Origin of the sequence: Bifidobacterium margollesii, from assembly GCF_002860355.1 — a bacterium.
Classification (GTDB): Bacteria; Actinomycetota; Actinomycetes; order Actinomycetales; family Bifidobacteriaceae; genus Galliscardovia; species Galliscardovia margollesii.
Map to the genome: position 1 here is coordinate 97,212 of NZ_NMWU01000015.1, position 24,118 is coordinate 121,329.

Sequence of the window (24,118 nt, forward strand, 5' to 3'; positions counted from 1 at the left end):
GCCTATGGAAAGGTGTCCCTGTGGCAGATGTTGCATCATTCGATGCCGAAGCGGTGGCCGCTGCCGTCGCCGAAGGCATCGAGAAAATTCAGAACGCCTCCTCGATGGAGGAGTTGAAGGCTATCAAGACCCGTTACGCCGGTGCCGACTCGGCGATGACCCACGCCAGCAAGGCCATCGGCGCCCTGCCGAAGGATCGGAAGAAGGATGCGGGCAAGCTGATGGGCAAGCTGCGCGCCGATTTCGGCCGCGCGTTCGGCACCAAGGAGGCCGAGGTCAAGGCCGCCGAGGAGGCGGCGAAGCTGGCGAGCGAGACGGTGGACATGACTCAGCCCATTCGCCGCAAGCCGCTGGGCGCCCGCCACCCGCTTCCCAAGGTGATGGAGGATGTTCAGGATTTCTTCGTCTCGATGGGATGGCAGGTCGCCGACGGCCCTGAAGTGGAGACCGAATGGTATGACTTCGACGCGCTGAACTTCGGTCCCGATCATCCGGCCCGGCAGATGCAGGACACCTTCTACATCAAGGGCAATCAGGCCAAGGACGCCGCCGGCTTCGTCGGCAGCAACATGGTGATGCGCACCCAGACCTCGTCCGATCAGGTGCGTGCGCTGCTCACCCGCGGCGTGCCGCTGTACATCGCCTGCACGGGCCGTGTGTTCCGCACCGACGAGCTCGACGCCACGCACACCCCGGTGTTCCACCAGTGCGAGGCTCTGGCCGTCGACAAGAACCTGACCATGGCCAATCTCAAGGGCGTGCTCGACAAGCTTGCCGTGGCCATGTTCGGCCCCGAAGCCAAGAGCCGTCTGCGCCCGAGCTACTTCCCGTTCACTGAGCCGAGTGCCGAACTCGACCTGTGGTTCCCCGACAAGAAGGGCGGCCCCGGCTGGATCGAATGGGGCGGCTGCGGCATGGTGAACCCGAATGTGCTCAAGTCCGCGGGCATCGACCCGGACGTGTACACCGGCTTCGCCTTCGGCGTGGGCATCGAGCGCACGCTGCTGCTGCGCCACGACATCAACGACATGCACGACCTGGTCGAGGGCGACGTGCGTTTCTCCGAACAGTTCGCGATGGGGGAGTGAAGTACCATGCCGATGATTGATATTGATTGGCTCAAGGACCATGTCGAGGTTCCCGAGGATCTCACCTACGAGCAGCTGGCCAAGGATCTGGTGCGCGTGGGTCTTGAAGAGGAGGAGATCCACCGTTCCCAGCTGACCGGACCGATCGTGGTCGGCTACGTGGTGGACGCCACCCCCGAGCCGCAGAAGAACGGCAAGATCATCAACTGGTGCCATGTGGACGTCGGCGACGAATACAACGAGACCGACGAGAACGGCAACAAGGTGCCGCGCGGCATCATCTGCGGCGCCCCGAACATGGCCGCCGGCGAGAAGGTCGTCGTGACCCTTCCCGGTGCCGTGCTGCCCGGCGATTTCAAGATCGAACCGCGCAAGACCTACGGCCACATTTCCAACGGCATGTGCGCCTCGGAGCGCGAACTCGGTCTGGGCGATTCCCATGACGGCATCATTCTGCTGCGCGAATACGGCTTCTCCAAGGAGGAGTACAACGAGCTGAAGCCGGGCGACGACGCCATGGAGCTGCTGCATCTGAACAATCCGCTGCTGGAGATCAACATCACCCCGGATCGCGGCTATGCGTTCTCCTACCGTGGCGTGGCCCGCGAATACCATCATTCCACCGGCGCCGCCTACGTGGATCCGGCCATCGAACTGGGCAGGAAGGCCCCTCACCAGGCCGCAGGCGTTGACGGTGCCGCGCCGGTGAAGGACATGGACGTGTTCGTGGAGGACTCCAATCCGATCCACGGCGTGATCGGCTGCGATCGATACTACGGTCGCGTCGTACGCGGATTCAACCCTGCCGCCCCCACGCCCAGCTGGATGCGTCGTCGTCTGGTTCGTGCGGGCATGCGCTCCATCTCGCTGGCCGTGGACGTGACCAACTACGTGATGCTTGATCTGGGCCAGCCGTTGCACGCCTACGATCTGAACAGGATCGAAGGTCCGATCGTGATTCGTCGCGCCGGCGAAGGCGAAAAGCTCACCACGCTGGACGGCAAGGAGCACGAGCTGAGCCCCGAGGATCTGCTGATCACCGATTCCCCGAACGACGAACGGGCCTCCCGGATTCTCGGCCTCGCCGGTGTGATGGGCGGTCTGTACGGTGAGGTGACCGACGAGACCACCGATCTGTTCATCGAGGCCGCGCATTTCGATCAGGTGACCATCGCGCGTTCCGCCCGCCGTCACAAGATCCCCTCGGAGGCGTCCCGCCGCTTCGAGCGTGGTGTGGATCCGCAGCTGCAGCCCGCCGCTGTGGAGATGGCCGTCGAGCTGCTGACCCGCTACGGTGCCGGCGAAGGTTCGCGCACCCCGGTCGACTACGATCAGACCAAGCGTCCGAACGACATTCGCTTCAAGGTGAGCGAGGTGTCGCGAGTGGCTGGCCTCGATCTTGACACCAACCGCATTTCCGACATCCTTACCGACATCGGATGTCATGTGGGTGGTGGCGGCAACGGCGAGTTCTCCGTGGTGCCGCCGACGTGGCGACCCGATCTGACCGAGCCGTGCGATCTGGTCGAAGAGGTGGCCCGTCTGGTCGGATACGACGAGATTCCGGTGATCGTGCCGCCGGTGCCGGTGACCGGCGATACCGGTCTCACGCTGGAGCAGCGGCGTCAGCGCTGGGTGGCGGACGAGCTCGCCCAGTACGGTCTGGTGGAGACGCTGAGCTATCCGTTCGTCGGCGATGCCGACTACAAGGCATTCTCGCTGAACGCCGATGAGATCAAGCCGGTGAGCGTGGAGATCACCAATCCGCTGGCCGGTGACCGTCCGTTCCTGCGTCGCCGTCTGCTGTGGACGCTGGCGCGAACCGTGCAGCGCAACATCCGCCGTGGTCTGCAGAACGTCAGCCTGTACGAGCTGGGTCATGTGTTCCTGTGGGATCCGAGCGCCCCCGCCATTCCGGCGTTGCCCGGCGGCGTGAAGCCGACCGACGAACAGCTGGCCGCGCTCGACGCGGGCCTGCCCGAACAGCCGCAGCATGTGGCGGCCATCCTCACCGGCAAGGCCGAGGACGCGGGCTGGCTCGGTGAGACCCGTGACGTTGACTGGTCCGATGCCGTTGAAGCCGTGCGCCGCGTGTTCGATCGACTGGGAGCCGGGATGAATCTCGTGCAGCCCGCCGCATCCGAGGTTCCCGCCGAATGGCATCCGGGCCGCTATGCCGAAATCGTGGCCGCCGATGGCACCAAGGTGGGCGAGGTGGGCGAGTTCCACCCGCACGTTAACGAAGCGCTGGGCTTCCCCGAGCACTCCGCGGCGTTCGAGCTCAACCTCACCGCATGGTTGCCGACGCTGGACGACAAGCCGGTGCAGGCCAAGCCGATCTCCACGTTCCCGCCGGTGAGGCAGGATCTCGCGTTCACCGTGCCGGATTCGATCACCTCGAAGCAGCTGGAGGACGTGATCCGTGAAGCCGCCGGCGGCGCGCTGGAATCCATCGAACTGTTCGACGTGTTCTCCGGCGAGCAGGTGGGTGAGGGACAGAAGTCGCTGGCCTACGCCGTGGTGTTCCGTTCGCCGACCAAGACGCTGGATGCCTCCGACAGCGAGGCGATCCGGCAGACCATCGTCGAGAAGGCCGCCGAATTGGGCGCCCAGCTGCGCGCCTGACGCTTTGCCGACCCCCGCGGACCGTTGAATCGGTTGCGGGGGTCTGTTCGTAGGTACGGACTGTTTCGCATATGCAGATCGGTATATGTGGTCCGTTCATCCCTGGGCGAATCCTCGGTGAGGCAGGGCGCGTGGTTTCGGCTAAATCCATGATTTTTCCTCAGGATGCTGCTAGTAAGGGAACTATGAACATACAGCACCTATGGCATGACCGGTTCGATTCGAACGGCACTGGTCAATCGGCGTCGGGATCCGATCGGCGTCGGCAGGAACCGGAGTACGGACAGTATCGCGAGCCGGAGTACGGCGAGCTGGCCAGCCGATATCCGAACTGGAATCCGTATGTGTATGGCGAACCGGATCCCGAACCGCAGAACGATGGCGGGAGCCAGACCGCAAACGGCCGTAGTGATACGGGATCGGCATATGACGGCGGAGGGCATGCGTACGGCGGCGGACCTCGGCCGCAGACCCCTGATTCCCGGCGTGGTCCGGATTCGTATGGCAATCCGTATGGTCGACGGGACGGCTACGGTTACGGTCCGCAGGTGCCGCCTCCGGGGGATCCCAATGATCGGAGTCGATATCGTGGCGGCATCGATCTGGAGGATCCGAACCAGAATCCGCTGTATGGTCGATGGGATCCCGCCGCGATCATCTCATTCGTCATGGCCCTGCTGTCCGTGCCGATCGTGCCGCTGCTGCTCGGCGGGCTCTCCGTGTATCGCACCAGACTGTTCCGGATGAAGGGTCGTGGTCTGGCGATCGCCGCCGTGATTATCAGTCTGCTGACCACGGCGCTGTCGGTGTATCTGATGGCCACGGGCATGGATCCGTATCAGTTCGTCGCGCAGTTGTATGGGTTCGACTATTCCGGTGGAACCGGTGGAGCCGGCGGGTCGGGAGATGGTTCGACCAGCGTCTGATGGTCGTTCTCGACGTCGGGCAACACGCGGACTCCCGATATATTGCATAATTATGCATAGTTCTGCATATGTGTGTATAATCGTCGCTTGTTACTGGACGAAGGGACTGCGATGCCTGCCATTGCGGTCGATATAGGGAGAGTCATGGCGAAATATACGGTCGCGGTCGCCGGGGCCACCGGATATGCGGGTGGCGAGGCGTTGCGCATTCTTGCCGCACACCCGAATATGGAGGTCACCTGCGTGGCGGGTCATTCCTCGGTGGGAGACAAGCTGGGCAAGCATATGCCGCACATCCCGCAGCTGGCCGATCTTACGGTGGAGGACACCACCCCCGAAGTGCTGAACGGTCACGACGTGATCATTCTGGCGCTGCCGCATGGGGCTTCGGGAGCTCTGGCCGCCCAGCTCGACCCCGGCAGCGTGGTGGTCGACCTAGGGGCCGACCATCGTCTGGAGGAAAGCTCGGCATGGGACGAATACTACGGCGGTGATTTCTACGAGCATTGGACGTACGGCATGCCCGAGCTCATCACCGGCAAGAACGGCGACGGAACATACCGGCGTCAGCGTGAGACGCTTGCCGAGGTGAAACGCATCGCCGGGCCGGGATGCAATGTCACCGCCACCACGCTGGCCATGCAGCCGGGCATCGCCGAAGGCTTGGTGGAGCCCGACGATCTGGTGGCCGATCTCGTCGTCGGCTATTCGGGAGCGGGCAAGAACCTCAAGCGCACCAACCTGCTGGCGGCCGAGGCGCTGGGCTCCGCGCTGCCTTACGGTGTGGGCGGCACCCATCGTCATATTCCCGAGATCCTGCAGAACTTCGCGCATGCGGCCGGTCTGGGTGCCGCCGAAGCGAAACGATTCACTCTGGGATTCACGCCGGTGCTCGCACCGATGTCCCGAGGCATTCTCGCCACGGTCTCCTCGCATCTGACCGATAAGGCGCTGGCCATGAGCGACGCCGAGATTCGTGCCGTATGGGAGAACGCCTATCGGGACGAGCCGTTCATGATCCTGCTTCCCGAAGGTGTGCTGCCGGCCACCGGCAACATCATCGGATCGAACGCCGCACACATTCAGGTGGCGGTTGATCGCAGGGCGAAGCGGCTGCTGGCGTTCGCTGCCATCGACAACCTCAACCGCGGCACCGCGGGGCAGGCCGTGCAGTCGCTGAACATCGCGCTTGGACTTGAAGAAGATACCGGATTGACAAAGATTGGAGTGGCACCGTGAGCGTAACGTTCGCCAAGGGATTTTCCGCAGCCGGCGTGGCGGCCGGGGTTTCGGCGGTGAAAGGTAAGAAGGATCTCGCCGTGGTGGTGAACGACGGGCCGCTGGATGTGGCCGCCGGCGTGTTCACCTTCAACCGGTTCTGCGCGGCGCCCGTGCAGTGGTCGCGTAAGGCCGTGGCCGACGGGCATATCAAGGCCGTCGTGCTGAATTCCGGTTGCGCCAACGCCTGCACCGGCGAAGCCGGATACCGTCAGTCCGCCGACACCGCGGCCGAGCTGGCCGCCCTCGAAGGTGTCGATGCTTCGAACGTCGCGGTGTGCTCCACCGGTATGATTGGTGATCTGCTGCCGCTCGACAACGTGCTTGCCGGCGTGAAGGCCGCACATGCCGAGCTTTCCGAAAGCGACGAGGCCGGGGAGCTGGCCGCCGAAGCCATTCTGACCACCGATACCAAGAAGAAGACCGTGGCTCTCGAAGGCAGCGGATATCGCATCGGCGGCATGGTCAAGGGATCGGGCATGATCGCTCCGCAGCTGGCCACCATGCTGTGCGTGATCACCACGGACGCCAAGGTGAGCGCCGAACAGGCGCGCAAGGCTCTCGGAGCCGGCGTGGAGACCTCGTTCAACCGCATCGACGTCGACGGATGCATGTCCACCAACGACACCGTGCTGCTGCTCGCCTCCGGAGCTTCTGGTGTGGAGCCCGACGAAGCCGAGTTCGATCGTCTGGTGGCACAGGCCTGTGCATCGCTGTCCCGGCAGATCATCGGCGACGGCGAAGGCGCATCGCACGACATTCGCGTCACCGTCACCGGGGCCACCAGCGAAGAGGCGGCTCTGGCCTGCGCTCGCGCCGTGGCCGCTTCCAATCTGCTCAAGTGCGCCGTGGCCGGCAACGATCCGAATTGGGGTCGTGTGGTCTCCTCGCTGGGCACCGTGCCCGAAGAGGTGGCGCCGTATGATCCGAACAACGTGACGGTGGACGTCAACGGCGTGCGCGTGTGCGACGGCGGCAAGCCCGGCGCCCCGCGCTCCGACGTGGACATGACGCCGCGCGAGGTGCATTTCGACATCGATCTGGGCGAAGGCGACGAAAGCGCCACCGTGTGGACCGACGATCTGACGCACGAATACGTGCATATCAACGCCGACTACGAGTCGTGAGCCGGTGCTGGATCGCTGGCGTCCGGGCGTTCCGGGCGCCAGCGACATTTCGGGAACAGGGAATCCCCTGCGGCCGGAACATCCCATACGATAGGGGAACAGGAACGAAGAGGAACAATGGTTAAGGCGGAAACGAAGAACGTGGTGGGACCGGGCTTCCACTTCGACGTGCATACCGATCTGCGCGCCGACCAGAAGGCCGAAGTGCTTATCGAGGCATTGCCGTGGCTGGAGGAGTTCTACGGTCAGTGCGTGGTCATCAAGTACGGCGGCAATGCGATGGTCGATGAGAAGCTCAAGCAGAACTTCGCCGAGGACATGGTGTTCCTGCGTCAGGTGGGCCTTCACCCGGTGGTGGTTCACGGCGGCGGGCCGCAGATCTCCAACATGCTCAAGGCGTTGGGCATCAAATCGGAGTTCAAGGGTGGTCTGCGCGTCACCACGCCCGAGGCCATGGATGTGGTGCGCATGGTGCTCACCGGCAAGGTGTCGCGCGAACTGGTGGGACTGATCAACTCCCATGGTCCGATGGCGGTCGGCCTTTCCGGTGAGGACGGAGGTCTGTTCTCCGCCATGCAGCGCAAGCCGATCATCGACGGCAAGCCCACCGACATCGGTTTGGTGGGCGATGTGGTGAGCGTCGACGCCTCCGCTGTGGAGGATCTGATCGCGGCCGGTCGTATTCCGGTCGTCTCCTCCGTGGCACCGAACGAGGATGACCCCACCGAAGTGCTCAATGTGAACGCCGATTCCGCCGCGGCCGCGCTGGCCGCCGCCCTTGGCGCCCGGAAGCTGGTGATTCTCACCGACGTCGACGGCCTGTATGCCGACTGGCCCGACAGGGATTCGCTGGTGGGCCGCATCGGTGTGGAGAATCTGCGTGACATGCTGCCTGAGCTGGAGTCCGGCATGCGTCCGAAAATGGAGGCATGCGTGCGGGCGATCGACGGCGGTGTCGAGCAGGCTCACATCATCGACGGTCGTAAGCCGCATTCGATTCTGAACGAGATCTTTACCACGAAGGGCATCGGCACCATGGTCGTTCCCGAAGATGGCATCGAGATGAGGAGCGCGTATTATCATGGCTGATCTGGAAACGCTGGGAAGCAACGACAGCAAATGGCTGGGTGCCTACCGTGACGTGCATATGAACGTCTTCGGCACCCCGCTTCGCGTGATGGACCACGGCGAGGGCGCTCACCTTTGGGACGTCGATGGCAACGAATACCTCGACTTCCTTGGCGGCATTGCCGTGAACGCTCTTGGATACGCCCACCCGGCATGGGTGAAGGCTGTTTCCGAACAGGCCGCCAAGGTGGCTCATGTGAGCAACTACTTCGCCACCGAGCCGCAGATCGAACTGGCTTCGAAGCTGGTCGAGCTTGCCGGCGCTCCGAAGGGGTCCCATGTGTACTTCGGCAATTCCGGTGCTGAGGGCAACGAGGCGGCCATCAAGCTTGCCAAGCTTTACGGCCGGACCCTGCCCGGTGCCCTGCCCGACATCGGTGGCAAGCCCGCCCGCATTCTGGCGATGACCCACGGTTTCCACGGTCGTACGCTCGGCGCGCTTTCCGCCACTTGGAAGCCTGCGATTCGCAAGCCGTTCGAACCGCTGGTTCCCGCGATCGAATTCGTGGAGGCAGGCAACGTCGAATCCCTGCAGCGTGCGTTCAATGAGACGGGTCTCGGCCGTTACGGCAAGGGGCCGGTCGCCGCGGTGATCATGGAGATGATTCAGGGAGAGGCCGGTGTGGTGCCTCTGGGCTCCGATTATGTGAAGGCCGCACGCAATCTGTGCGATCGTCATAACGCGTTGCTGATCATCGACGAAGTGCAGTGCGGCATCGGTCGTACCGGCAAGTGGTTCTCGTTCCAACGCGACGATCTTTCCGGGGGCATCACTCCCGACGCCATCACCTTCGCCAAGGGCGTGGCCGGCGGCTTCCCGATGGGCGGTCTGATCGCCTTCGGCGAGAAGCTCTCCTCCCTGTTCACCCCCGGTTCGCACGGATCCACCTTCGCGGGCAATCCGTTGGGCGCCGCAGCGGGCCTCGCCACGCTGAAGGTCATCGAGGACGAGAACCTGCTGGAGAACGCTGAGCAACGTGGACGCCAGCTGCGCGAAGGCCTTGCCTCCCTTGACAATCCGCTGTTCGTTGCGGTGCGCGGCCGCGGTCTGCTCGATGCGGTGCAGCTGGCCCATCCGTGTGCGCATGCCGTGGCCGATTGGGCGCTTCAGCGCGGGCTGATCGTCAACGCCGTGGCTCCGAACGCCCTGCGGTTTGCCCCGCCGCTGATCATCACCGAGAATGATGTGAATCAGTGTCTGGAGATTCTCGCCGGGGTACCGGCCGATCTGCCTGACGACTGATCCGTTCAGACTGTCGATCCGCACGACGGCTGACCTGCCTGACGTCGGAACGTGGGCCTCGTGGAATCGTTCCGACGATCAGCAGTGGTCTTTCACTCCCATACAAATCCGTAATCGAATCCCGTAACGCCTAAGGAGAACACACGATGGCACACGAACTGCGGCATATGCTGCGCGACGACGACATCAATCATGAGGAGCAGAGGCAGATCCTCAAACTCGCGGAGAAATTCCGCGCCGACCGCTTCTACTCTCGCCCGTTCGAAGGCCCGCAGGCGGTGGCGGTGCTGTTCGACAAGCCCAGCACCCGCACCCGATCCAGCTTCTCCATCGGCGTTGCCGAACTCGGCGGATACCCGCTGGTGATCGACAAGTCCAGCTCCCAGCTCGGTCGTGGCGAGCCGGTCGCCGACACGGCCCGGGTGCTCACCCGCATGGCCTACGGCATCGTGTGGCGCACCTTCGGTCAGGATCGTGTTGAGGAGATGGCCAAATACGCCACCTGCCCGGTGGTCAACGCGCTGACCGATCAGTTCCACCCCTGTCAGGTGCTTGCCGATCTGCAGACCATCGCCATGCATCGAGGCGGCGTGGACGCACTGCCCGGTCAGACCATCGCCTACCTTGGCGACGCGGCGAACAACATGGCCAACTCCTATCTGCTCGGTGGTGCCGTCGCCGGCATGAACGTGCGCGTGGCCGGCCCGGAGGGATACCTGCCCGACCCGAAGATCGTGGCCGACGCCGAACGCATCGCGGCCGAAAATGGCGGGTCCATCCTCGTCACCACCGATCCGAAGGAGGCCGTGGCTGATGCTGACTGCGTGTTCACCGACACCTGGGTTTCCATGGGTGAGGAGGCCGAATACGCCATCCGATCCAAGCCGTTCTGGAACTATCAGGTGAATGCCGAGCTGATGTCGTACGCCAAGCCGGACGCCCTGTTCCAGCACTGCCTTCCCGCCTATCGCGGCAAGGAGGTCACCTCCGAAGTGATCGACGGGCCGCAGTCGGTGGTGTGGGACGAGGCCGAAAACCGTCTGCACGCGCAGAAGGCCCTGCTGACCTGGCTGGTCGCATGGCAGCGTGAGGATCTGTCGCTTCTGGGTGAGCTCGCCTGATCTCCATGGCCGATTCCATTCCGTCATTGCAGCGTCCGGCGAATCGTGCAGCGCGGCTGAGCGCCATCGAACAGGCGCTGGCCCATTACGTCGTCACCTCGCAGTCGCAGCTTTCCCAGATTCTCGCGGATCAGGGCATCGCCGTCACCCAGGCCACGCTGAGTCGTGATCTCGATGAGATGAACGCCACCAAAACCCGTCTGACCGACGGCACGGTGGCGTATGCGATCGGACGGGCCGTGGAGGCGCCGGCCCGTTCCGAGGCGGGCGGGGAGTCCAAGGGCGAACAGCAGATGGCCAAGGTGCTTTCCGGACTGATCACCTCGGTGGCCGCGGCTCGTAATCTGGTGGTCATCCATACGCCGTCCGGTGCCGCGCAGTATGTTGCCAGCGTGATCGACCGTCAGCCGATAGCCGATGTGCTGGGCACCATCGCCGGGGATGATACGGTGATGATGATCTGCACCGACGACGACAGCGCCCAAAGGCGTGCCGACTGGCTGTTGGCATTAGTGTCGAAGAGCTGACGGTCGGGTACGGCTGACTGTCGGGTATAGCTGACGGTCGGATGTGCCGGTTGGTGCGTGCGCCGATGCACTGGGTCGATACATTGGGCCGATACATTGGGCCGATACAGCGGAGTGAGGGGCTGCGACTCACCGATTTGCATAGTTATGCATAGTCGTGCATAATATACGCAGCACGTAATCGTGAACTCGTAATCGCGAATCATAGAAGAGCGGGCCATACCGACTAGAAAGGGAAGTCATGGCGGATAACAATCGTCTTGTTCTGGCATACTCCGGCGGTCTCGATACCTCCGTTGCCATTTCGTACCTCAAGGAGCGCACCGGCAAGGACGTCGTCGCCGTGTCCCTCGACGTCGGTCAGGGCGGCGAAAGCCTGGAGACCATCAAGCAACGTGCTCTGGCCTGCGGCGCCGTCGAAGCCTACGTGGTCGACGCCCGTAACGAATTCGCCAACGAATACTGCATGCTGGCCCTCAAGGCCAACGCCATGTATGAAGGCGTGTACCCGCTGGTCTCCGCCATCTCCCGCCCGCTGATCTCCAAGCACCTCGTGCGCGCCGCCCACCAGTTCGGCGCCGACACCATCTCCCATGGCTGCACCGGCAAGGGCAACGATCAGGTGCGTTTCGAGGTGTCCATCGCCTCCATCGACCCGACGCTCAAGGCCATCAGCCCGATCCGTGATCTGGCTTTGACCCGTGACGTGGAGATCAAGTTCGCCAAGGAGCACAAGCTGCCCATCGTGCAGACCGAGAAGAGCCCATACTCCATCGACCAGAACGTGTGGGGCCGCGCCATCGAAACCGGCTTCCTCGAGGATCCGTGGAACGGCCCGACCAAGGACTGCTACTCCTACACCGACGACCCGGCCTTCCCGCCGGTCGAGGATGAGGTCGTCATCGAATTCAAGCAGGGTGTTCCGGTGAAGATCGACGGACGCGACGTCACCCCGCTGCAGGCCATCGAGGAGATGAACCGCCGTGCCGGTGCTCAGGGCATCGGCCGCATCGACCTGATCGAGGATCGTCTGGTCGGCATCAAGTCCCGCGAACTGTACGAGGCCCCGGGTGCCGTGGCGCTGATCACCGCCCATCAGGAGCTCGAGAACTGCTGCCTCGAGCGCGAGCAGCACCGCATCAAGCGCGACATCGACAAGCGCTGGGGCGAGCTCGTGTACGACGCCCAGTGGTTCAGCCCGGCCGTCCGCTCGCTCAACGCGTTCATCGAGGAAACCCAGAAGTACGTTTCCGGCGAGATCCGCATGGTGCTGCACGGCGGTCGTGCCGTGGTCACCGGTCGTCGTTCCGACACCTCGCTGTACGACTACAACCTCGCCACCTACGATTCCGGCGACAGTTTCGACTCGAAGTCCTCCAACGGCTTCATCGACATCTACGGTCTGCCGAGCCGAGTCGCCGCCGCCCGCGACGTCAAGTTCGGCAACGGCATCGACGTCCCGGAGAATGCCGTGGAGTAATTGATCACTGCGAAGTAATTCGTCGATTGTGTTGACGCCAAAATGAGGCCCGCATCCCTCTAGCGAGAGGGATGCGGGCCTCATTTCGTTATCGGTGAAGTTGGGTCGTATCGATACGTGATAGAGTTGGTATGAAATTGATATTTGCTAACGCAAAATATCAAACCTAGTAGAGAAAGAAGGATTTGTGAGTCTTAGACTATATTTCGTATGTCGTTTACGGGTATGCTTGGTATTACGAGTGAAAGTGAGGTGTAATTATGACGGTTGTTGACGTTAATTTTCGTGTAGATCGTGCACCGCGTCGTATGACGACGGAGCAGGCGAATGTGGAACTTCGTCGTTTGAGGTCGTTGACGCCGTTGGGCACTCGCTTTGCGACGATGTCACCTGATGATTTGAAAAAGGAACTTTCGAATCGTGAAAATTCTCATTGATACGAATTTTCTTCTTGATTTGATGATTCCGGACCGTGTCAACTCTTCTAGTTCGATTCGTGTGATAGATGCTTTCAATGACGGTGCTGTGTCGATTGTTCTTTGTGCCGGGAGCTTGAACGATGCATATTATGTGGCACGAAATTTCTGCACTGAGGATGGTAGGCGCGGCTGGTTGTCATTTTTCCTCGATAGATTTGATGTGGTACCGGTTGATGCGGCGCTATGTCGTCGGTCATTGGCATCGGATGAACCTGATTTTGAAGATGGCTTGGTCAGGGCGTGTGCCGAATTAGCTGGTGCTGATTACATCGTGAGTACTGACCGCAAGGCATTTAAACGTTCTCCGGTGTCACGCATTGAATCTCCGGAGTTGGTTCAAAGGCTTGGGTATTAATCAATAAGAACTGATAAGGATCGGTACCCTAGGTCTGATACGATTCCGCTACCGCATTTTTATTCATTGAGGGTAGGTGTGATAATCCGCCTTAGCGGAATGGATTCATACTGCCTTTGTGGTTACAGAGGCCTTCATTGGGGGTGCTGCTCTTGGAATTCCTGGATTTCCTTGAGTAGCATCATATTTCGGGCGCTTCAGCGGAGCTGGTTTTCGCTGAAGCGCCCATTCCATGAATTCCCCCGTTTTTCGGGTAGAGTTGGGGGAAAGGAGGCAGAGCCTAGCTTCTTATATCTGGGAACTATGACGTTTCTTGTGATTGCTGATGGAAAGGGTACGTAATGGCACGCAAATTGACTCTTGAAGATTTGAATGAAGCCTCTCGTCTTGGGGGTTCTAGTACATTATCGGAAAAAACGATTCTAGAACCGGCTGCTGGAGAGGAAGGGATCGTTGCTCCAGCCAAGTACACGGAGGGGAATGCCGCCACTTATATTTTCGAGGACCGGTATGTCAATGGCAAATCGGTCCGGACGGTTCTGATTGATTCACGAACGTCGCAAAGTAACAGACTTGAGGAATATATCGTACAGGCCATTAAGAATGAGCACCCGATTTTTTCCCGGATGCCTCGTATCCAGGTGAATTATAACTTTTCTGATGAAGTGGGGAATGCGGTCAAACGGTCCTATCTTGAGATTCAGCTTCCGCATCGTGCGTTTGACGCACATGTCCGAATCGGAACGGTGAATGGCGCCTCGACGTCCGAGCTTCCGGAATATGTCGGAGCGCGTAATTCAACGGCGGACGACATGATGCCGTTATTTGAACTCTCTCCGGTTACCGTGGCATTTGGCGCTTGGGATTCCACTCGGAACAAGAACCAGCTGCGTATTGCATCGTCATTTAATGGGGAAATCATTGGCGTATTGGCCAATCAGAATGACGACCGTCCCGTGTTCCGTGCTGGAGCGCGAGTGGATCCTGTCGCTGCGAGCATTAGTTTTGATACGGGAGATGCCAAAAAAATCGGCAAGATTATTGAGCCGGAGGTCAGCAAGAAGCTGAAAACCAAATTTGAAAAGGATGGCAAGGGTTCTGTCATTGGACTTGGTGCCATACCGCCGTCCAGTAACGAAGCGAACTTCGATGGCATCGCCGTCAGTAATATCATTCGTACTCATGTGTTGAGCTTTTCCGCGTTGCGTTCATTGCGATTCGGTAAGGGACGAGAGGGGGATGAGGCCGTTAGAGCTCTGATCGCTGCGATGATTATTGATGCCATGGCGGGTAGCAACGCTGAACTCAATTTGCGAGCGAATTGCCTTCTGCGCGAGTCCGGGAAACCGACGACCATTCTCGACAAGCGCTTTGGTGAGAGTGAGGAACTTTCGATGATCACGCTCGAAGACGCCGATGTACTTCTTAAGCAGGCCTATGAACAGGCGCATGACAAGGCGGGCATCGACTGGCAAGGTCAGACGTTGGAGGTCGAAGGCAACTCGCTGGTGGTGAAGTCTGGCAGCGACGATGAATCCAACGAGTAGGGGGAGGGCGATAGTTCATGCCTTTCGTCATTTCCGCTGGCTTCCTAATGCACACCTATCAGGGGGCGGACGATACCGGTGGTCCGGAATGTTATCCGTCTCCTGAACGACTATACAAGGCGCTGGTTTCCGTGGCTTACGGGTCATTTGGATTTCATTCTGAATATGGGCAGGGTGAAAGTGGTGTGACCGATGCTCAGCTGGAATCGGTGTTCCACTGGCTTGAATCCAACCCTCCTGATTGGGTTCGATTACCGTTGCATATGCGGGACAACCGGCGTTCGTCGGTAATCGTGTATCGCAACCGAGGGTCTTATAGCAAAGCAAAGGCCAAGGGCGTGAGCGCCATGTCTTCGGTGGCGTATGGCGATACCGAAAGCGACCTGCTGCTTTGGCAATGGGATCGAACGCCTGAGCCGGAAATCGTCGATCTGCTGTCTCGCATGTGTTGGGAGATTCCATATTTGGGAGAGGCGTGCGTTCCGGTCAGAATCACTGCAACGACAGTCGATGCCGAAGGATTTCCGATTGATGAGGAGCACTGTCTGAAAATCGGCGATGATGATCTGTCCTTTGATGGGATGTCATCGACGATGGAATTTTCCGTGCCTTGGGAAGGTCATCTTCAGGAACTACAGCGCGGGTATTCCAGCGTATATTCGCGGAAGCCGCCCAGGATACGTGGAAATGGTGGCGAGGAGGAGAAAAAGGTACTACCCAATACGCTGGTTTCTTGCGTACGGCATATCGGATATAGGCGTCTCAGAGGCAATGACGGGCAGAAGTTACTGCAACCATGGACGCAGGGTTTTTTCATTCCGGCGCGGGTCGTTATAGATCAAGAGAATTCTATCGATCACGCATCTAGCCGGTATCGGGAGTGGGAACCCGAAGAGTCCACGCTGGTCTCGTGGGCCGTCGCCATGCATCGCACACTGGTCCGAGAGTGGGGTTATGGCGCTTCTCCAATGCTCACGGGAAAGTATGAGCGAGCTGATGCTATGGAACGGCCGGCAAATAATGTGGCTATACAGATATTGACATCAGACATGCCGATCAGTTCGAATCTTGATCTTGACCTTCCTGGATTCCTGCTGATGATCCCTCGGGATATGCCGGTAGAGGAAATGAATATAATGGCGGACATATGCGACCGGTTACAGGGGAGGAAACTGTTCTATTCTAAACGTTCCCAGACATTGGAACTGGGCGCCGCCAATACGACGATTGATCTTAACAGGCTGTGGCGGCCGGTTGAGGAAGGATGTGCTCGACTGTGGGTACCCTATCCGTTGTGCATGAGGGAGACGAGGCGCATTCCCGATCCGGCCGGTATACGCAAATGGGGAGCACGGGAAAGCATCGCCCTCACAATCGCTCATGTCTGGCGTGACTATTTCAACCAATCGAATGATGATGCGGTGAATGGAAACCTTGATAGGGAAACACAATACTGGCGACAGGTCGACTGGATTTTCGGCGAGCACAGTCCCGTCAGAATTCATGATGCCAATATGGTGACACGTACCCATATGAATGATTACGTACATAAAACGCAACGTGGGAATCTGCTGGTTGGATTGTCCGCTTTGCTGTCATTCGATGCGCGGTATGGACTGGATCGAAGTGTTCTGGTGATTGGTCAGAGTCGGCATTTGGGAGGAGGGCTGCTCATACCGATGGATGTTCCCAAGCAGCTGTTTGACGATACAGGAAAGCCGAAGTGGATACGATGATTGACGAGACAATTGCAACCATTATCGAGGAACGGTTCGAACGATTCATCGCTGCCGTTCATGATGGCCGTAGACCATACCAGTGGCAGAAACGTTTGGTTCTCACCATCATCGGTTCTGGGCGCTGGCCGGATCGGCTGTCTGCCCCTACCGGTTCAGGTAAGACCATGGTTATCGACGTGCATGTGTTTCTTAATGCTCTTGCCGGCCTATCTCGTGAGGATGAGGAATCTTCCGATCCTGAACTTGTCGCTGCAGTGCGTGGTTTATGTTTGGAGACGCTTCCGAGGCGTCTGGTCATGACCGTCAACCGACGTTCTCTGGTGGACGATCAATATGATGAGGCGGTCGAACTGGAGAATCGCATTCGAACAGTCGATAGGGAAGTTGATGGGCGAGAGAGTTGTATTCTCTCCCTGATTCGTCACGGGTTGGATGCACGTGAAGGCGCCATCATCCAGGAGCGTGGCGATGCCGAGTCGTATGATTCCTTCCGTGTCACCAGACTCCGTGGCGGCGAACCGGTGGATCATGCGATTAGGGAGTGGCGGTATCGTCCAACCGCCTGTCAGGTGATCTGCGCGACTCCTGATATGTTCGGCAGTCGTCTGCTGTTCAGCGGATACGGTACGACACCGCAAGCGCGCCCGATCGAAGCCGGTCTGCTCGCCTACGATACGGTGTTGGTCGCCGATGAGGCGCATCTTAGTCGGCAGTTGGTTCAGACTGCAAAATCCGTGAAGCGATTGGAACGGTCCGGGAATGGCGTTGTACTGCGGGGAGTGTCACCATTGCAGGTGATGTCGACCACGGCGACTCAGACGATCAGTGATGATGATCTGAATGTGGCCGTCGAAGAGTCCGATTTCGAAACGGATACGGATCTGTGCGCTCGCTTGACCAAACCCAAGCCGGTGGATATCGTCACTGTCGATCGAAAAGACCTGGCTCGAGCGATGGCTGAACGGTGCGTCGCCGAGTACAACGCTAAATCCGTCGTGGGGTGCATTGTCAATTCCGTGAAAATGGCCGAGGAGGTGATGAAGGCCATGCGATCCATTCAGAAAGAGTGGAGGAAGGAAGGAAAAACATTCCGCGGGGAGATTTGTTCTTTCGTTGGTCCGATGCGTCGATATGACAAGAAGCAGCTTACCGACAGTGATCTGTTCGAGGCCATAAAAGGCAATGAACAGGCTGTCGAATCTACGAATCTGCACTATGTCATCGCCACGCAGACTCTGGAAGTGGGCATCGACGCCGATTTCTGCACGTTGATCACCGAATTGCCTTCGGCCAGCGCATTGGTGCAGCGCGCCGGTCGGGTGAACCGACGAGGGCAGCGGGATTCCGGACGCGTCATCGTGTTTCGGGAACCAGATCTATCCAAGGTTAAAAGCATATATACGTCCGATGAGCTGCAGTATGCCGTGCAATGGTTGGAGACCTTTGAGGGAATCGATTCCGGCCTTTCCGCTTGGGCATGCACGCAGAATCCTCCGCGGCCCGCCGAATTGTCGCGTGCCGCACTACAGCGGCTGGAGTCTTGGGATGTGGAAAATCTTTCTCATACGGATGAGGCGCTGGCAGCTGACGTGAACCTGCCGTTTCAGGGTTCATCGGATATCAATCTGTGGCTGAGGGATGATTTACTATCCGAGGACATTCCCGATATTGGCGTGGTCGTTCGGTCTTTGCCGGAGAATGACACCGACGCGCTGGATCTGCTGGAGGTAGCGCGCCCGGTAGCGGATGAAGCTTTTCCGGTTTGGAATCGTAGTCAGTTCACGGAAATCGAAAAACAATTCGACTCCCGTACGCCGTTCCGCATCTTCATCGTGCAGGCCAAAGAGACGGACGAAGATTCAGTGACGCTATGGAATCCCCAGTTGGGGGCGCTGTCCGATTGTCTGCATTCCGGCGACATGCTGGTCGTGGACGAATCCGCGCCGTTATTCGACGTGAACTTGCATGTGCTCAAGACGAAAAAAGGGTCATGCGAGACTGACGTATACAATCGGTGTCAGGATCAGGGGGTTATCCTTTCATCGGATTCCGACAATGACGACGACAGCGGACGACTCAAGCGGATATTCTCTGCCATTCGGTCGAAAGACGCTTCTGAGGCTTCCGAGGAAGATTCCCTGAAAACCGATGCGACGGACATAAAACCGTATCTACTGAAGGATGTGCTTGTTGACGACGCTGATCGCAGGGCTCTCCATAACGCGATACAAAAGGCCGTCGGCTCTTTGACCAAGTTCGTAGAGAGCTACGAAAATGTGTTGACGAGCCGGTTCGTGTTCCCCCTAATTGATGCCGAGGAGCCCCAGGATTCCTGGCTGTTCATTCAGTTTGCCGAGGATTCTTTGGATGACGTCACCCAGCAGGAGATGCGTAAGACGGTTTCCGCCCGAGAAGATGAACCTGTGTATCTGAATACGTCTGATGGGCATCAGCGTTCTGTGGAACACCGAGTCAAATGTTTTCTTCATACGCTCGGACTGCCCGATGAGCTTTCCCATGATGTCATGGTCGCGGCGCTTCATCATGATGACGGGAAAAAGGATCCGCGTTTCCAGAAACTACTGCACTACCGAATGCCGAAGCCTGATGAATATGGCGAGATGAACTATCTCGCCAAAAGCCGTTACCATTCACCTGTGTACGAGGCCGGTATTCGCAGGGAACTGAACTTGCGAGGTTGGCGTCATGAACAGCGGTCTGCCGCCGAATGCTGGGCGAAGCATGACTCAATCGGTGCGAATGACATCGAACTGGTGACGCGGTTGGCCGGTACCTCTCACGGGCATGGTCGTTCATGCTTCCGTGACGACGCGGCAACCCTGATTCCGCAATACGTGCTGGATCATCGCGATAGTGACCCGATGCTGGATATTGATGAGATCCGTTCCGCCGCCGAGGAGCTGTTCGATGAAGGAATGTGGGAGAGGATCATCTCCCATACGAATATGCGATACAGGTATTGGGGCATTGCGTACCTTGAAGCGATACTACGTTCCGCTGATATCACGATTTCCGCTGAAGGACGGTGAATGAATGATGGACTTGGAAATCAACGGGCGTTATGATGACGCATTCATTCACCTACTGCTGGTGGGTCTTGCATCCATTCTTGAGGATGCTGACAATCAGCGTACCTGCATGATCTGGTGGAAGAACCGCGGAACAGCGGTAATTCGTTCCAACGATGATCTCTCTTGGGAAGGTTGCGCGGCGATCGTGCAAGCCCATGCCAAACGTTGGAAAGATTCCCCTTGGCTGAATGCCAGCGGTGCGTACTCAGACGGGGAGAAGGAATATGCGACGTTAAGTCCTCGATTCAAAGCTCCTAGTTCTCCGGATAAGTGGCGATTGCTGGAACGAAATCGTACGAGGGCTATTGATACGTTGCAAACGGGTTTGGATCGTCGGTATGTCGGTGCACTAGGCGAACCATCGTATTGGTCTGGAGACCTGACTGCCAATGGATACACTCCCGATCGAGGTGCCTCCCGATGGGAGATGGTGACGCGTAATCGCGGGCAGGAATTCATCACAGGACGATTGCGCCCATTGTCTGAGGCGGTGTCCTCACGCAGCCTCTTGCAAATTAAAGAAGGACTTCGGGATGTGAAAGTCGTCGATGAGGTGGGAGAGAACAAAGACAATAGTCGTACACCTACTGGTTTGCGAAGGCCCTCGATTACGGACAATGCAAGGGCCTGGTGCGCTTTATTCGGTGTTTCCGTGTTTCCTGTGATGAAGTCAGCGACTCCCAGACGCGGCAGTACGGCGGCATTTGCTCAAATAGCCGGACGGAATCCGTTTGTGACACTGCCTATATGGTTGGAGCCTTGGACTCTTGACCGGTACCGTGCCGTCGTACGCAGTCGGGCATTGCTGACGATTGGATTGGATGAGGTCTTGGAAGATTCGGCTTCAGGAGAAGCTTTCCGCATCCGTTTCGATATTACGACGATGACGGTGGAACGGAGCCGAAGATGGCTGAAAAGCAAGGGTGTGGAGTATTGCATGTTGTTTCCACAATACGTTTCGGACAATCCAACCGCTCCCGAACGCTGGCTGATGAAGGGACATCCCGTTTTTATGGAACACACGTCGATATGAAGGAGAGCCCATGAACGATGATCCTATTCCGATCAGTCTGGTTGCCAACTACCTGTTTTGTCCAAGACGAGCGTGGCTGGAGTCCGTGGGAGAGCGGGTGGATTCGGCACAAATGTCGCAGGGTTTTTACGATCACCGTAAGGTGGATCGTAGGCGCAATCCCTCCGCTGATGACGAAGGGGAGTACCAGTCCATCAATATTCGTCATGAGGAATGGGGCGTGTCCGGGAGACTCGATGCGGCTAAGTTGACGGATGATGGGGTGATTATTCGCGAATACAAGGCCACGCCGGTTAAACGAGAGATGATTGTCACCGCTGCGATGCGAACGCAGCTTGCTCTGCAGGCGGCGTGTTTGGAAGATATGGGATATCATGTCGCCCGCACCGAGATTTTTTTCACCACTCATCATCGAAATGTGGAGGTGGAGCTGACTTCCGCGGATTATGCCGAAGCGCAGGAGGCGGTGGAGAGAACACGATTGCTGATCAATTCGGATACTGCTCCTGAGCCGTTGGAGGACGATCCTCGGTGCATGAAATGTTCCCATGTGGGAATATGTCTTCCTGAGGAACGGCGGCTAAAGCCTGTTGGTCGACGTATCATGGTTACTTCTTCCGATAAGCAGGTGACTCATCTTGCCACTCCGGGAGCCAAGGCGTTCAGTCGGGCTGGCCGTATGGTCGTCCTTAAGAACGGCCAGGAACTGGCTTCCATACCTATTGACACCATTCAAGGACTGCAGGTGCACGGGAATACGGATCTTTCCAGTGGATTGATTCGCGAACTGATGTGGCGGAGCGTTCCGATTCTGTGGTGTAGCGGTACTGGGCGATTGTATGGATGGGCCATGTCCACTTACGGTCCCAATGGGTTACAGCGTGCGGAGCAGCATGTGGCCTCGCAGGAGGGAAGATTGGGACTGGCTAGGGAATTCATCATCGCAAAAGTGCATAACCAGTCGGTTCTACTGCGGCGTTCCGATAAAGCCAATCCAACGGTGGGGCAGTTGCGAAATATCGAAAAGACCGTTGGCAACGCCAATCGATGGCAGGATGTATTGGGCTTGGAAGGAGAAGCCGCTTCCCTATATTTTTCTCAGTTCGATCGTCTGATCAAGCCGGATCGGCGTGATCGTTGGCCATGGAACGGTCGTACACGCAGACCTGCGCTCGACGAATTGAACTCGTTGCTGGATTATGCGTATGCGCTTCTTCTTTCGGATTGCATACGTGCTTTGATTTCCTGTGGACTGGATCCTCACGCTGGTTTCTTGCATAGCGGAAAGCGTAATAAACCCGCTTTGGCATTGGATCTTATGGAGGAGTTTCGTGCTCCCGTAGCTGATTCGGTCGTGCAGACGGTGATTAACAATGGGGAAGTTCGTCCGGATGGATTTACCCGGGCTCTTGGCTCGGTGAGGATGAAAGATGTGACGCGGAAGACGCTGATCGGAGCCTATGAGCGTCGAATAAGCACTGAACTGACTCATCCGATCTTTGAATATAGGGCTTCATGGAGGAGGATCATTGAAATACAGGCGAGAATGATTCTTGGATATCTCGACGGTACGCAGTCTGCGTATCGAGGAATCAGGGTGCGATGAATCATGACTGATGGGCGAAAAAGCTACCTGATAGCGTATGACATCAATGATGATGTACGAAGATCGCGTATCGCCAAAATTCTGCAGAGTCATGGCGAGAGGCTGCAGTACAGTGTGTTTCTGATTCGAATACGACCTTCAAAATTGCTGAAGATCAAGGTATTGGTGGAGGATGAAATTGATTCCTCTGTTGATTCAATACTGATATGCGATCTCGGATCCAGTGATCGTGAAAAACAGTCCATGACCTTTATCGGCAGACGCGGATATCGAGATACTGTGATTCCCATGATTGTCTGAGAATTAAGACTAGTGACGTTTCGCTTTGGTGCGATAGAAACTTGATAATTGCAAAGCGTGCGATTCGTTGCTGAGGAATCGGTTGCGAGGGCTGAATCATCTCTGATTTCGTAGCTTACCTTTCGCGGTTGCTGTTCTGGGCCTGAAAATATGTTGCGGACTAAGTGGACGGTTCGAAGCCTGTTCTTTTCTGGAGCCCTCGCAGCTCCTCGGATGACAGCAAGTATGCTAACGTGGTTAAGGCCCACCATCTCTAGAGCCTTAGCTCTAGAGCTTCATTGAGGACTCCAGACTGAACCATGCCAGGTCGATTCACTGCAGATCTCTAGAGCCTTAGCTCTAGAGCTTCATTGAGGACGAACAGGGTGCGAAGGCACGCGGCAAGGGCGAAATCTCTAGAGCCTTAGCTCTAGAGCTTCATTGAGGAGCGATGAGGGGGACTCGGGCGACGTTGCGCGCGATGAAATCTCTAGAGCCTTAGCTCTAGAGCTTCATTGAGGACGGTTGTTGGTGAAGGCCCAGAGGCTCGGGCTGGTATCTCTAGAGCCTTAGCTCTAGAGCTTCATTGAGGAGGTGAAAAATGGGCCTTTTTGCCATGTAAAAAAGGTATCTCTAGAGCCTTAGCTCTAGAGCTTCATTGAGGAGAGGTGGACGGGGACCGGCTCCTCATCACGCACGTCATCTCTAGAGCCTTAGCTCTAGAGCTTCATTGAGGATCCTTCGCCATCGGGTCGGACGGCAACACCTACGCAATCTCTAGAGCCTTAGCTCTAGAGCTTCATTGAGGACGGCGCGTGCTGGCGGAACTGTCGGAACTGGTGAACGACATCTCTAGAGCCTTAGCTCTAGAGCTTCATTGAGGAGACATCACCGTGATAGACCCCGGCTATGAGACCGAGATCTCTAGAGCCTTAGCTCTAGAGCTTCATTGAGGAGAGCCCGGAACGCCGCCCACCCTCGAAGGCTGAAGATCTCTAGAGCCTTAGCTCTAGAGCTTCATTGAGGAGTCGCAGTACGCATACCCGTCCGGATGCCGTTCCAGATCTCTAGAGCCTTAGCTCTAGAGCTTCATTGAGGAGGGCTCGACCCGGACCGTGAGCTGGCGAAGTTCGTCAGCTCTAGAGCCTTAGCTCTAGAGCTTCATTGAGGATGAAATACCCTTTGCGGAATGCCTGATGGTAACTTATCTCTAGAGCCTTAGCTCTAGAGCTTCATTGAGGACTGCAGTCCTACTACGATCCCGCATCCACACCCGTCATCTCTAGAGCCTTAGCTCTAGAGCTTCATTGAGGAGGGGACGGGCTTACCGTGCTGCGCACGCCGGGCAAACGGATCTCTAGAGCCTTAGCTCTAGAGCTTCATTGAGGACAGCCATAGCACATCGTCTACCGACTCATCTATCAGATCTCTAGAGCCTTAGCTCT

Annotated in this window: 17 protein-coding genes and 1 CRISPR repeat array; all 17 genes read left to right on the forward strand. The window is 58.0% G+C overall.

What is annotated here, in order from left to right; genetic code table 11:
- Nucleotides 1-20: 20 nt before the first annotated feature.
- The 17 genes from pheS (at nucleotide 21) to cas2 (ending at nucleotide 22,694) form a co-directional block, all read left to right on the forward strand.
- Nucleotides 21-1,088, forward strand: coding sequence for a phenylalanine--tRNA ligase subunit alpha (gene pheS, locus Uis1B_RS05010; protein WP_101616175.1), 1,068 nt, complete (start codon nucleotides 21-23; stop codon nucleotides 1,086-1,088).
- Nucleotides 1,089-1,094: 6 nt separating this feature from the next.
- Nucleotides 1,095-3,713: a phenylalanine--tRNA ligase subunit beta gene (pheT, locus tag Uis1B_RS05015; protein WP_101616177.1), complete on the forward strand. Its 2,619-nt coding sequence runs from the start codon at nucleotides 1,095-1,097 to the stop codon at nucleotides 3,711-3,713.
- A gap of 185 nt (nucleotides 3,714-3,898) precedes the next feature.
- A complete protein-coding gene (locus Uis1B_RS05020; RefSeq protein ID WP_101616179.1) occupies nucleotides 3,899-4,639 on the forward strand; it encodes a DUF4190 domain-containing protein in 741 nt (246 codons plus the stop codon).
- A gap of 144 nt (nucleotides 4,640-4,783) precedes the next feature.
- Nucleotides 4,784-5,878, forward strand: coding sequence for an N-acetyl-gamma-glutamyl-phosphate reductase (argC, locus tag Uis1B_RS05025; RefSeq protein ID WP_101616181.1), 1,095 nt, complete (start codon nucleotides 4,784-4,786; stop codon nucleotides 5,876-5,878).
- The gene (argJ, locus tag Uis1B_RS05030; protein ID WP_101616183.1) at nucleotides 5,875-7,044 is read left to right on the forward strand and encodes a bifunctional glutamate N-acetyltransferase/amino-acid acetyltransferase ArgJ; all 1,170 of its coding nucleotides are present in this window, start codon (nucleotides 5,875-5,877) and stop codon (nucleotides 7,042-7,044) included. The genes argC and argJ overlap by 4 nt, the downstream gene beginning before the upstream one ends.
- Before the next feature lie 117 nt (nucleotides 7,045-7,161).
- Nucleotides 7,162-8,133: an acetylglutamate kinase gene (gene argB, locus Uis1B_RS05035; protein WP_101616185.1), complete on the forward strand. Its 972-nt coding sequence runs from the start codon at nucleotides 7,162-7,164 to the stop codon at nucleotides 8,131-8,133.
- A complete protein-coding gene (locus Uis1B_RS05040) occupies nucleotides 8,126-9,415 on the forward strand; it encodes an acetylornithine transaminase (RefSeq protein ID WP_101616187.1) in 1,290 nt (429 codons plus the stop codon). The genes argB and Uis1B_RS05040 overlap by 8 nt, the downstream gene beginning before the upstream one ends.
- A 146-nt stretch (nucleotides 9,416-9,561) precedes the next feature.
- Nucleotides 9,562-10,536 (forward strand): ornithine carbamoyltransferase, encoded by a 975-nt coding sequence (argF, locus tag Uis1B_RS05045; protein WP_101616189.1) that lies wholly within the window; start codon nucleotides 9,562-9,564, stop codon nucleotides 10,534-10,536.
- Between the two features lie 5 nt (nucleotides 10,537-10,541).
- Nucleotides 10,542-11,063 carry an arginine repressor gene (locus Uis1B_RS05050; protein ID WP_101616191.1) on the forward strand — a complete coding sequence of 174 codons (522 nt, stop codon included), beginning with the start codon at nucleotides 10,542-10,544 and terminating at the stop codon, nucleotides 11,061-11,063.
- A 241-nt stretch (nucleotides 11,064-11,304) separates the two neighbouring features.
- Nucleotides 11,305-12,543 (forward strand): argininosuccinate synthase, encoded by a 1,239-nt coding sequence (locus Uis1B_RS05055; RefSeq protein ID WP_101616193.1) that lies wholly within the window; start codon nucleotides 11,305-11,307, stop codon nucleotides 12,541-12,543.
- A gap of 420 nt (nucleotides 12,544-12,963) precedes the next feature.
- Nucleotides 12,964-13,377: a type II toxin-antitoxin system VapC family toxin gene (locus Uis1B_RS05060; protein ID WP_101616195.1), complete on the forward strand. Its 414-nt coding sequence runs from the start codon at nucleotides 12,964-12,966 to the stop codon at nucleotides 13,375-13,377.
- 341 nt (nucleotides 13,378-13,718) lie between these two features.
- Nucleotides 13,719-14,924, forward strand: coding sequence for a type I-G CRISPR-associated RAMP protein Csb1/Cas7g (cas7g, locus tag Uis1B_RS05065; RefSeq protein ID WP_101616197.1), 1,206 nt, complete (start codon nucleotides 13,719-13,721; stop codon nucleotides 14,922-14,924).
- Between the two features lie 17 nt (nucleotides 14,925-14,941).
- On the forward strand, nucleotides 14,942-16,660 hold the full coding sequence (gene csb2 / locus Uis1B_RS05070; RefSeq protein ID WP_101616199.1) for a type I-G CRISPR-associated protein Csb2: 1,719 nt from the start codon (nucleotides 14,942-14,944) through the stop codon (nucleotides 16,658-16,660).
- Nucleotides 16,657-19,713, forward strand: coding sequence for a type I-G CRISPR-associated helicase/endonuclease Cas3g (gene cas3g / locus Uis1B_RS05075; RefSeq protein ID WP_101616201.1), 3,057 nt, complete (start codon nucleotides 16,657-16,659; stop codon nucleotides 19,711-19,713). Before csb2 ends, cas3g begins: the two co-directional genes overlap by 4 nt.
- Nucleotides 19,714-19,717: 4 nt before the next feature.
- Nucleotides 19,718-20,788, forward strand: coding sequence for a hypothetical protein (locus tag Uis1B_RS11850; RefSeq protein ID WP_133124845.1), 1,071 nt, complete (start codon nucleotides 19,718-19,720; stop codon nucleotides 20,786-20,788).
- A 10-nt stretch (nucleotides 20,789-20,798) separates the two neighbouring features.
- Nucleotides 20,799-22,394: a CRISPR-associated endonuclease Cas4/Cas1 gene (locus Uis1B_RS05080; RefSeq protein ID WP_101616203.1), complete on the forward strand. Its 1,596-nt coding sequence runs from the start codon at nucleotides 20,799-20,801 to the stop codon at nucleotides 22,392-22,394.
- Nucleotides 22,395-22,397: 3 nt separating this feature from the next.
- Nucleotides 22,398-22,694 (forward strand): CRISPR-associated endonuclease Cas2, encoded by a 297-nt coding sequence (gene cas2 / locus Uis1B_RS12525; RefSeq protein WP_101616205.1) that lies wholly within the window; start codon nucleotides 22,398-22,400, stop codon nucleotides 22,692-22,694.
- A gap of 249 nt (nucleotides 22,695-22,943) precedes the next feature.
- Nucleotides 22,944-24,062: direct repeats of the CRISPR family, unit length 36 nt; unit sequence ATCTCTAGAGCCTTAGCTCTAGAGCTTCATTGAGGA.
- Nucleotides 24,063-24,118 lie beyond the last annotated feature (56 nt).

Coding starts and splice junctions, on each gene's coding strand:
- pheT (WP_101616177.1), top strand. CDS start 1,095: ATGCCGATGATTGATATTGATTGGCTCAAGGACCATGTCGAGGTTCCC.
- Uis1B_RS05020 (WP_101616179.1), top strand. CDS start 3,899: ATGAACATACAGCACCTATGGCATGACCGGTTCGATTCGAACGGCACT.
- argC (WP_101616181.1), top strand. CDS start 4,784: ATGGCGAAATATACGGTCGCGGTCGCCGGGGCCACCGGATATGCGGGT.
- argB (WP_101616185.1), top strand. CDS start 7,162: ATGGTTAAGGCGGAAACGAAGAACGTGGTGGGACCGGGCTTCCACTTC.
- Uis1B_RS05040 (WP_101616187.1), top strand. CDS start 8,126: ATGGCTGATCTGGAAACGCTGGGAAGCAACGACAGCAAATGGCTGGGT.
- argF (WP_101616189.1), top strand. CDS start 9,562: ATGGCACACGAACTGCGGCATATGCTGCGCGACGACGACATCAATCAT.
- Uis1B_RS05050 (WP_101616191.1), top strand. CDS start 10,542: ATGGCCGATTCCATTCCGTCATTGCAGCGTCCGGCGAATCGTGCAGCG.
- Uis1B_RS05055 (WP_101616193.1), top strand. CDS start 11,305: ATGGCGGATAACAATCGTCTTGTTCTGGCATACTCCGGCGGTCTCGAT.
- cas7g (WP_101616197.1), top strand. CDS start 13,719: ATGGCACGCAAATTGACTCTTGAAGATTTGAATGAAGCCTCTCGTCTT.
- csb2 (WP_101616199.1), top strand. CDS start 14,942: ATGCCTTTCGTCATTTCCGCTGGCTTCCTAATGCACACCTATCAGGGG.
- cas3g (WP_101616201.1), top strand. CDS start 16,657: ATGATTGACGAGACAATTGCAACCATTATCGAGGAACGGTTCGAACGA.
- Uis1B_RS11850 (WP_133124845.1), top strand. CDS start 19,718: ATGATGGACTTGGAAATCAACGGGCGTTATGATGACGCATTCATTCAC.
- Uis1B_RS05080 (WP_101616203.1), top strand. CDS start 20,799: ATGAACGATGATCCTATTCCGATCAGTCTGGTTGCCAACTACCTGTTT.
- cas2 (WP_101616205.1), top strand. CDS start 22,398: ATGACTGATGGGCGAAAAAGCTACCTGATAGCGTATGACATCAATGAT.